The 9,528-nt window shown below is 63.1% G+C and carries 6 protein-coding genes; 2 read left to right on the plus strand and 4 right to left on the minus strand.

From position 1 onward, the window contains the following. Positions 1 to 215 precede the first annotated feature (215 nt). On the plus strand, positions 216 to 2,066 hold the full coding sequence (gene edd / locus WA157_RS08560) for a phosphogluconate dehydratase (protein ID WP_422620537.1): 1,851 nt from the start codon (positions 216 to 218) through the stop codon (positions 2,064 to 2,066). A 31-nt stretch (positions 2,067 to 2,097) separates the two neighbouring features. Next, the gene (gene eda / locus WA157_RS08565) at positions 2,098 to 2,733 is read left to right on the plus strand and encodes a bifunctional 4-hydroxy-2-oxoglutarate aldolase/2-dehydro-3-deoxy-phosphogluconate aldolase (protein WP_422620538.1); all 636 of its coding nucleotides are present in this window, start codon (positions 2,098 to 2,100) and stop codon (positions 2,731 to 2,733) included. A gap of 78 nt (positions 2,734 to 2,811) precedes the next feature. Here the strand turns inward: eda and WA157_RS08570 are convergent, their stop codons facing one another. From WA157_RS08570 to WA157_RS08585, 4 genes are read right to left on the minus strand one after another with little or no spacing between them, the layout of a single operon-like run. After that, complete coding sequence (locus tag WA157_RS08570) at positions 2,812 to 3,447, minus strand: MlaC/ttg2D family ABC transporter substrate-binding protein (RefSeq protein WP_422620539.1); 636 nt, start codon at positions 3,445 to 3,447, stop codon at positions 2,812 to 2,814. Then, on the minus strand, positions 3,444 to 4,907 hold the full coding sequence (locus tag WA157_RS08575) for an efflux transporter outer membrane subunit (protein ID WP_422620540.1): 1,464 nt from the start codon (positions 4,905 to 4,907) through the stop codon (positions 3,444 to 3,446). The genes WA157_RS08570 and WA157_RS08575 overlap by 4 nt, the downstream gene beginning before the upstream one ends. Before the next feature lie 4 nt (positions 4,908 to 4,911). Next, positions 4,912 to 8,067 carry an efflux RND transporter permease subunit gene (locus WA157_RS08580; protein WP_422620541.1) on the minus strand — a complete coding sequence of 1,052 codons (3,156 nt, stop codon included), beginning with the start codon at positions 8,065 to 8,067 and terminating at the stop codon, positions 4,912 to 4,914. A gap of 12 nt (positions 8,068 to 8,079) precedes the next feature. After that, positions 8,080 to 9,378, minus strand: coding sequence for an efflux RND transporter periplasmic adaptor subunit (locus tag WA157_RS08585; RefSeq protein WP_422620542.1), 1,299 nt, complete (start codon positions 9,376 to 9,378; stop codon positions 8,080 to 8,082). Positions 9,379 to 9,528: the final 150 nt, after the last annotated feature.

Genomic DNA, 9,528 nt, shown 5'->3' on the forward strand with positions numbered 1-9,528 from the left:
ACGAATTGCGAACTCAGAGGGGCAACAGGCTGTGAATAACTCCCCAAAACAAATTTCATTAACTTGCTCCAACCTCCCTGTTATCAGCATACAAGGGGGTGGGGGAGTGAGTGGGGGGATATCGGCAAAAATCAGTGCAAAGGTCAAAAACCCAGACACCGCGCAGACCGGGTAACATAGCCCATGTAATTAAGTTACCAACATTTAACAAAATCATGAAACTCAACCAAACTGTCGAAGTCGTCACGCAGCGTATCCGCCAACGCAGCCAGCCCACACGCAGTGCCTACCTTGAGCGCCTGACGCAGACCGCGCAGCGCAAACCCGGTGCGCAGCGGCTGGGCTGCGCGAACGTGGCGCACGCTTTTGCCGCGCTCCCGATCAATGACAAATTCCGCGTGGTGGCCGAGCGCGCGCTCAATATCGGCATCGTGAACGCCTACAACGACATCCTGTCGGCCCACGCCCCGATGCAGCATTACCCTGAAATCATCAAGGTGGAAGCCCGCAGGCTGGGGGCCACCGCCCAGGTGGCTGGCGGTGTGCCGGCCATGTGCGACGGCGTGACGCAAGGCACGCCGGGCATGGAGCTCAGCCTGTTCTCGCGCGACGTCATCGCCATGGCCACCGCCGTTTCCCTGAGCCATGACACGTTCGATGCCGCGTTGATGATCGGCGTGTGCGACAAGATCGTGCCCGGCTTGCTGATCGGCGCGCTGCATTTCGGTCATTTGCCGACCGTGTTCGTGCCGGCCGGGCCGATGACCTCGGGCCTGTCGAACAACGAAAAATCGAAGGTGCGCGAGAAAGCCGCACAAGGTCTGGTCGGGCGCCCCGAGTTGCTGGAGGCCGAATCCAAGGCCTACCACGGCTCAGGCACCTGCACCTTCTACGGCACCGCCAACAGCAACCAGATGCTGCTCGAAGCCATGGGCCTGCATGTGCCCGGCACCGCCTTTGTCAACCCGGGCAACGCGATCCGCGACGAGCTGACGCGCGAAGCCGTGCGCACCGTGCTCGACATCACCAAGGCGCGTCGCTTTGCGCCGATTGGTCAGGTCGTGGACGAGCGCTGCATTGTCAACGCCATGGTGGCCTTGCTGGCCACCGGCGGCTCCACCAACCACCTGATTCACTGGGTGGCGGTGGCCCGCGCGGCCGGCATCGTGATTGATTGGAACGATTTCTCGGAACTGTCGGAAGTGGTGCCCTTGTTGACGCGGGTCTACCCCAACGGCAGCGCGGACGTGAACCAGTTCCAGGCCGCCGGCGGACCCGGTTTTGTGATTCGGGAGTTGTTGGACGCGGGGCTGATGCACGCCGATGTGCTGACCGTGCGCGCCGGCGGTCTGCGCGAATACACCGGCATCCCCGCCGGCACACCGGATGGACATGGGGCGCTGCATTGGGTCGATGCCGGCGCCAGCAAAGACGACAGCGTGGTGCGTCCGGCCAGTGCGCCTTTCAGCCCGCACGGCGGCCTCATGCTGCTCAAAGGCAACTTGGGGCGCAGTGTGATCAAGGTTTCCGCCGTGCCGGATGACCGCCATGTGATTGAAGCCCCCTGCCGGGTGTTTGACTCGCAGGAAGCCTTGCATGTGGCCTTCGGTGCCGGCGAGCTGGACCGCATGTGCCTGGAAAACGCCGCCGGCGGCGTGGTCTGTGTGGTGCGCTGGCAAGGGCCGCACGCCAACGGCATGCCCGAGCTGCACAAGCTCACGCCGCCGCTGGCCGTGTTGCAGGGCAAGGGCTTCAAGGTCGCGCTGGTGACGGACGGGCGCATGAGTGGCGCCTCGGGCAAGGTGCCGGCCGCCATTCACGTCTCGCCCGAAGCGGCCGCCGGCGGTCCGCTGGCCAATGTGCGCGACGGCGATGTGATTCGTCTGGACGCCACGGCGGGCACGCTGGAGGTGTTGATTTCTGCCGACGCCTGGGCCGCCCGTGCGCCGGACGAAATGCCCGAAGCCTTGCGGCACGCCAACGGCATCGGCATGGGGCGTGAACTATTCGCCGGCATGCGGCGCAATGCTTCGAGCGCCGAGCATGGTGCTTGCACCTGGTTTTGAATCAACACCCCCTATCAATCTGGAGACGCCGATGAGCACAAACCAAAAATTTTCAGCCCTGCAGGTGATGCAGGACGCCCCGGTGATTCCGGTCATCGTGTTGAACGACCTCGCCCATGCCGTGCCGATGGCACGCGCCCTGGTCGCCGGCGGCATCCGCATGCTGGAGGTAACGCTGCGCACGCCGCAGGCACTGGCCTGCATCGAAGCGATTGCCAGGGAAGTGCCCGAAGCCGTGGTTGGCGCCGGTACCGTGCGTACGCGCGCCGATGCCCAGGCGGCCGCCATGGCCGGTGCCCGTTTTGCGGTGAGTCCCGGCTTTACCCCAGCCGTGGGTCAGGCTTGCCGCGATGTGGGCTTGGCGCTGTTGCCGGGCGTGGCGACCGGCAGCGAAATCATGCAGGCGCTGGAAGCTGGCTTTACCGAGTTGAAGTTCTTCCCGGCCTTGCAAGCGGGCGGACCGGCCATGCTTAAAGCCTGGAGTGGTCCATTTTTTGACGTCAAGTTTTGCCCCACCGGCGGTGTGACATTGCAAAACGCGCCCGATTTGCTGGCGTTGCCCAATGTGCTGTGTGTGGGGGGCTCGTGGCTGGTGCCCTTTGATGCCCTGGCGCAAGGCGACTGGGCACGCATCACACAGTTGGCGCGCGCCACCAAAAGTTTATAAGAATATGGCCGCTAGCCCCCGTCGAATATACGTGACATGCTATTAAAAGAATAGTATGTCACGTATATGCCGCTCGAATCATCTGCCGGCGTTGGCCTTGTTGCGCGTGCTCAGGCTGGCAATCAGGCCATCAATGCCTTTGCCATTGATTTCCTGGGCAAACTGGCTGCGGTAGGTTTCCACCAGCCACACGCCCATCACGTTCAGGTTGTAAATCTTCCAGCCAGCCCCCTCGCCAGAGGTTTTTTCCAGCCGGTAGTCCAGCTGAATGGGGTCGCCCCGGCCTTTGACCTCGGTGCGAACCACGGTTTCTTTGTCGTTCGGCGCTGCGCGCAACGGCTTGACATCAATGGTCTGGTCGCTGACCTGGGTCAAGGCTCCGGCGTAGGTGCGCACCAGCAGAATCTTGAACTCATCCTGCAGGCGCTTTCGTTGCTCTGGCGTGGCCTGCCGCCAGGCCGGACCCACGGCGGAGGCCGTCATACGCTGGAAGTTGACGTTGGGCATGATCTTGGCATCCACCAGCGCTACGATCCGGGACGGGTCACCGGTATGGATGGATTTATCCGTCTTGAGGCTGTCGAGCACCTCGGTGAACAGACGTTTGATCAAGTTGTCGGCGGTCTCTTCCGATGCGTGCACCGGCAGGGCCAGCAGACTTGCGCTGCCCAGCAGCAGCGTGGCTAACAGATGTGTCAACAGGCGACGATTCATGGCTTAACGTCCTTCTGAATAGACGATTTATTGCGCTCGTCGGCGTCGCTTGCACCACCTCCTAGCGCCTTGTACAAAGTGACCTGGTTCTGCAAATACGCGAGTTTGGTTTGCGCCACGCCCTGCTGGATGGCAAACAGCGAGCGTTGCGCGTCCAGTATGTCCAGGTAACTGGCAACGCCATTGCGGTAACGCAGATCGGCCAGGCGGAAGCGGTCGGCTTCAGCGTCAAGCTGCACTTGCTGGGCTTGCACCTGCTCGTCCAACGTGGCGCGCCCGGCCAGCGCGTCGGCCACTTCGCGGAAGGCGCTCTGGATCGCTTTTTCGTACTGCGCCACGGCGATGTCTCGGCCCGCGTTGCTGGCGTCCAGGTTGGCCTGGTTGCGCCCGGCATCAAAGATCGGCAACAGCGCTTGCGGCGCCAGTGTCCAGCCCCAGGAGCCGTTCTTGAACAGGCCGGACAGCTCGCTGCTGGCGCTGCCGGCACTGGCGGTCAGCGAGATGCGCGGGAAGAACGCTGCGCGTGCCGCCCCAATGCTGGCATTGGCGGCGATCAGCTGTTGCTCGGCCTGGCGGATATCCGGGCGGCGCGTCAGCAGGTCGGACGGCAGGCCGGCGGGCACGTCGTGGAAAACCGGTGCAGTGGCCGAGGTGGCCAGCAGCGTGTCGGGCAGCGGCTGCCCGACCAGCAGCGTGAGCGCGTTCACGTCCAGCGCGCGCAGGCGCCGCTGTTGGGCCAGGGTGGCGCGCGCTTGCGCCGTCAGCGATTCGGCCTGGCGGAAGTCCAGTGCCGAGGCAGCGCCGTTGTCCAGGCGCAACTTGGTCAGGCGTAGCGAATCATCGCGCGTGACCAGCGTGCGCTGCGTCAACGCCAGCAATTCGTCGTTGGTCTGCAGGCTCAGCCAGGTGTTGGCCACGGCGGCGATCAGACTGGTCTGCGCCGCTTGGCGCGCCTCATCTGAAGCCAGGTACTGCGCGAGTGCCGATTCCTTCAGGCTGGCGACGCGGCCAAAAAAGTCGATTTCCCACGACGCCATCGCGAGGCCTGCGGTATAGACGCTGCTGATGCCACCGTTGCCATTGGTATTGGGCTGACGCAAGCCGGTGGCCGCCAGGTTCAGGGTGGGGAACTGATCAGCGCGGCGGATCTGGTAGGCCGCACGCACCTGCTCCATATTGAGCACGGCCACGCGCAGGTCGCGGTTGTTCGCCAACGCCAGACGGATCAGCTCGCGCAAGGGCGTGTCGCCGACGAAGTCCTGCCACGCCAGATCGGCGGCGGGCATGCTGGCCTGGTTCTTCGTCGCAGTCGAAGCATCGGGCCACTGGGCAGCGATGGGCGCAGCGGGGCGCTCGTAGACCGGCATCATCGAGCAACCCGCCAGGGTGAGGGCGCAAGTGAGCGTGGTCAGTTTCAGGGCCTTGGTAGAAAGCAATATCGGTATCGGTTTCATAGACATGGTGTTATTCATGGGAATGCACCCCCATGTGTTCGGCTTGTTCTGCATGTAATTTCTGCTGACGCGCGCTGTCTTTGAACAGACTGCGCACCACCACAAAAAAGATTGGTACAAACACCACCGCCAGCGAGGTGCCAGTCAGAATGCCGCCGATCACGCCGGTGCCAATGGCACGTTGGCTGGCTGAACCGGCGCCGCTGGAAATGGCCAGCGGCAGCACACCCAGCGTGAAGGCCATGGAGGTCATCAGAATCGGGCGAAAGCGCAGGTGGGCGGCCTCCAATGCCGAGGCAATCACGCTCTTGCCCTGGGCTTGCAGATCCTTGGCAAATTCGATGATCAAAATCGCGTTTTTCGCCGACAAGCCGATGATGGTGATCAGGCCGACCTGAAAGTAGACGTCGTTGGCATAAACGCGCAACAGCGTCGCCACAATCACGCCCAACACGCCCAGCGGTACCACCAAAATCACAGACAGCGGAATGGACCAGCTCTCATACAGAGCGGCCAGACACAAAAATACCGAGAGGATGGCAAAGCCATACAGGATCATGGCCTGCGAGCCCGCGAGTTTTTCTTCACGCGAGGTGCCGGTCCACTCAAAGCCAAAGCCGGGCGGCAATTGGCTCGCCAGTTTTTCCATCTCGACCAAGGCGGCACCGGTGCTGTAGCCGGGTGCGGCGCTGCCACTGATACGCATCGCCGGGTAGCCGTTGTAGCGAACGGTTTGCACGGCGCCGATCACCCAGCGCGTGCTGGCAAAGGCTGACAGCGGCACCATTTGGCCCTTGTTGCCCTGCACATTGAGCCTGAGCAAATCATCGGGCTGCATGCGGGCCGGTGCATCGGCTTGCACCATGACCCGCTGGAGGCGGCCCGCGTTGGGAAAGTCATTGACATACGCCGAGCCCAGCGCGGTTGAAATGACGCCGTTGATGGCATCAAAGCTCACGCCCAGCGCGCTGGCTTTGTCGCGGTCTATGTCCAACTGCAACTGTGGCGCGTCTTCCAGGCCGTCGGGGCGAACCTGGGTGAGCACTTTGCTTTTCGATGCCAACCCCAGCAACTGGTTGCGCGCTCCCAGCAGAGCCTCGTGGCCCAGACCGGCGCGGTCTTGCAGCCGGAAGCTGAAGCCGCTTGAGGCACCCAGCTCAGGAATGGGCGGCGGGCTCAAGGGGAAGATGAACGCATCGCGAATGCCCGACAGAGCGCCAAAGGCGCGCCCCGCCACGGCCTGCGCCGAACTGCCTTCCCCTTTTCGTTCGGACCAGTCTTTGAGTGTGACGAAGGCCAGCGCTGCGTTTTGCCCTTGGCCCGAGAAGCTGAAGCCCAGCACGCTGACCATGCCTTGCACCTCGGGCTGCTTGAGCACAAAGCCTTCCACCTGCTCCATCACCGCCAGCGTGCGGTCGCGCGTGGCGCCGGGTGGCAGTTGCACGTTCACCAGCATGGTGCCCTGGTCTTCGTTGGGTAAAAACGAGGTCGGCAGGCGCTGGTACATCAGCGCCGCGCCGGCCAGGATGGCGAGGTAAATCACCAGATAACGCGCAGCATGGGGCAGTATCCGTGCCACGCCTTGTTCGTAACCCTTGGCCGTTTTGCTAAAGCCCCGGTTGAACCAGCCAAAAAAGCCGGTTTTGGCGTGGTGATGCCCGGCTTCAACAGGTTTCAGCAGCGTGGCGCACAGGGCAGGGGTCAAGGAGAGCGCCAGGAAGGCCGAGAACGCAATCGACACGCCCATCACCGCGGCAAACTGGCGGTAGATGTTGCCAATGGAGCCACTGAAGAACGCCAGCGGCACAAACACCGAGATCAGCACCACGGTGACGCCGATGATGGCCCCGGAGATCTGCCCCATCGCCTTGCGCGTGGCCAGCAGCGGCGGCAGGCCTTCTTCGCTCATGATGCGCTCGACGTTTTCCACCACCACAATCGCGTCGTCCACCACAATGCCAATCACCAGCACCATGGCAAACATGGTCAGCACGTTGATGGAAAAACCCATCGCCAGCAAGGTGGCAAAGGTGCCCAGCAGCGCCACCGGCACCACCAGCGTGGGGATGAGGGTGTGGCGCCAGTCTTGCAAGAATAAAAACATCACCAGAAATACCAGGGCGATGGCTTCCAGCAGGGTCTCGGCCACCTGGCGCAGCGAGGTTTCAATGAAGCGCGAGCTGTCGTAGGGAATAGCCCAAGTCACGCCCTTGGGGAAGAATTTTTCAAGCTCGTGCATGCGGGTACGCACCGCTTTGGCCGTGGCCAGCGCATTGCCGCTGGGCGAGAGCTGCACGCCGATGCCGGTGGAGGGTTTGCCGTTGAGCCGCGCTGACGTGGCATAGGCCTGGGCACCGAGCTCAATGCGCGCTATGTCTTTGAGCCGCACGCTGGAGCCGTCGGTGTTGGCGCGCAGCACCACATTGCCAAACTCTGCCACGCTGTTGAGCTGGCCGCCCACCACCACGGTGGCGGCAATGCCCTGGCCCGCCACATTGGGCAGGCTGCCAATTTCACCGGCTGACACCTGGGCGTTTTGGGCACGAATGGCGGCGGTGACATCGTTGGCTGACAGGTTATAGCCCTGCAACTTGGCCGGATCAATCCAGATGCGCATGGCGCGTTCGGTGCCAAACAGTTGGGCCTGGCCGACACCGTTGATGCGCTGCAATTCCGGCAAGACGTTGCGCGAGGCATAGTCGCCCAAGGCGACCGGGTCCATCGCCGGGTCATCGGACGAGAGAATGGTGAACAGCAGGAAGTTGCTGCGCGCCTTGTCCACCCGCACGCCTTGTTGCGTCACCGCCGAGGGCAGGCGCGGCGAGGCGCGGCTCAGGCGGTTTTGTACATCCACCTGGGCCAAGTCGGGGTTGGTACTAGGCTGAAAACTCAAAGTGATTGAGCCGGTGCCGTTGGCCTGCGCCACCGATTCCATGTACAGCAGGCCGGGCGAGCCGTTCATCTCCTGCTCGACGATAGAGAGCACGCTGTCTTCCAGCGTCTGGGCCGAGGCGCCGGGGTAGCTGGCCGAGATGACGATGGAGGGCGGCGCCACCGGCGGGTACTGGGCAATCGGCAACTGGGTGATGGCAACCGAGCCCATCACGATGATGAATAAGGCAATGACCCACGCAAAGATGGGACGGTCAATAAAAAACTTGGCCATGAAGGTGGCTCCTTAGCGTGCGGCGCTTGATGCCGCGCTGGCCGGGGCCGGCGCTGCTGGAGCGGACGCCGCGCTGGCGGCAGCGGGTGCGCTGCTTGCCTTGGCGGGCACGCTACCCGGCGCCTGCCACGGTACGGGCTTCACGGGTGCATCACCACGCAGTTTCTGGAAGCCGTCCACCATGACCTGCTCACCGGCTTTGAGTCCGTCCAGAATTACCCATTGGCCATTTTGCTGGCCGCCGACCTTGACCGGGCGTGGCGCGACCTTGCCGTCGGCACCGACCACCATGACCGAGTCGCCCTGCGGCGAGCGTGTCACCGCCTGCTGCGGCAGGGTGATGGCATTGCTGGCCTGCGCCTGCTCCAGCCGTACGCGTACATACAAGCCGGGCAACAGGGTGCCTGCAGGGTTGGGCACCTCAGCGCGCAGGGTAATCTGGCCGCTGCTGGCATCGACCGTTAGGTCGGAAAAGAGCAACTTGCCGGCCCGGGCGTATTCAGTGCCGTCTTCCAGCACCACGCGTACGCTGGCGGCCTGGGCACCGGCGCGCTTGAGCTGACCCGCATCCATGGCGCGGCGCAGTTTCATCACTTCGGAGGCAGATTGGGTGAAGTTGACATACAGCGGGTTGATTTGCTGAATCAGCGCGAGTTGCGTCGCTTCACCCTGACCCACCAGCGCGCCCTCGGTCACCAAGGCACGGCCGATGCGGCCAGAAATGGGTGCGGTGATCGATGCGTAGTTCAGGTTGATGCGTGCCGTCTGCACTGCGGCTTTGCCGATGGCGACGTCGGCCTCAGCCTGCTTTTGAGCCGCCTGGGCGTTGACAAACTCCTGCTGGCTGATGGCTTTGGCTTCGACCAGGGGTTTGTAACGCTCGGCCTGCGCACTGGCTTGCATCAGGTTGGCTTCGGCTCTGGCCAGGCTGCCCTGGGCACTGGCAAAAGCGGCCTGGTAGGGGCTGGCGTCAATTTCGAACAAAGCCTGTCCGGCTTTCACGTTGCTGCCCTCAACAAACAGCCGCTTTTGCAGAATGCCGGCGGCCCGTGCCCGCACCTGGGCCACGCGTGAGGCCTCCAGCCGGCCGGGCAGCTCGGTGATCAAACCCACGTCGCCCGGGGTGACGGTGACCACGCCCACCTCGGCGGGCGGCATACCGCCCGCGGGGCCCGCCGGCGCGGTACTGCTTTGGCCGCAGCCCGCCAGCAGGGCCGCAAGACTCAGAGAGGTCAAGGCAAGGTGGCCGCGCAAGGGCGACCGGTGAGGGATGGGGGCGGCGATGGAAAGCCGGGCGCTTGGTAAGGACATGGTGCACTTCCTGAAAGAAGGGGAATCTTGGTTTTTTTGCTGCATGGTATCAAAAACCAGCAGATTTTTCGAAGTATACATAGTGCTTGACAGAAAACCCGTCAACCCCAGCAACGGCGCGTGTTTTCACGGTTTTCATCGAAGTGAAGA

The organism is Rhodoferax ferrireducens (assembly GCF_049302455.1).
In the GTDB taxonomy this organism is placed as follows: Bacteria; Pseudomonadota; Gammaproteobacteria; order Burkholderiales; family Burkholderiaceae_C; genus Rhodoferax; species Rhodoferax ferrireducens_B.

What these genes read in the sequence shown, in the direction of transcription:
- edd (WP_422620537.1), top strand. Translation starts at nt 216, where the DNA reads ATGAAACTCAACCAAACTGTCGAAGTCGTCACGCAGCGTATCCGCCAA.
- eda (WP_422620538.1), top strand. Translation starts at nt 2,098, where the DNA reads ATGAGCACAAACCAAAAATTTTCAGCCCTGCAGGTGATGCAGGACGCC.
- WA157_RS08570 (WP_422620539.1), bottom strand. Translation starts at nt 3,447, where the DNA reads ATGAATCGTCGCCTGTTGACACATCTGTTAGCCACGCTGCTGCTGGGC.
- WA157_RS08575 (WP_422620540.1), bottom strand. Translation starts at nt 4,907, where the DNA reads ATGTCTATGAAACCGATACCGATATTGCTTTCTACCAAGGCCCTGAAA.
- WA157_RS08580 (WP_422620541.1), bottom strand. Translation starts at nt 8,067, where the DNA reads ATGGCCAAGTTTTTTATTGACCGTCCCATCTTTGCGTGGGTCATTGCC.
- WA157_RS08585 (WP_422620542.1), bottom strand. Translation starts at nt 9,378, where the DNA reads ATGTCCTTACCAAGCGCCCGGCTTTCCATCGCCGCCCCCATCCCTCAC.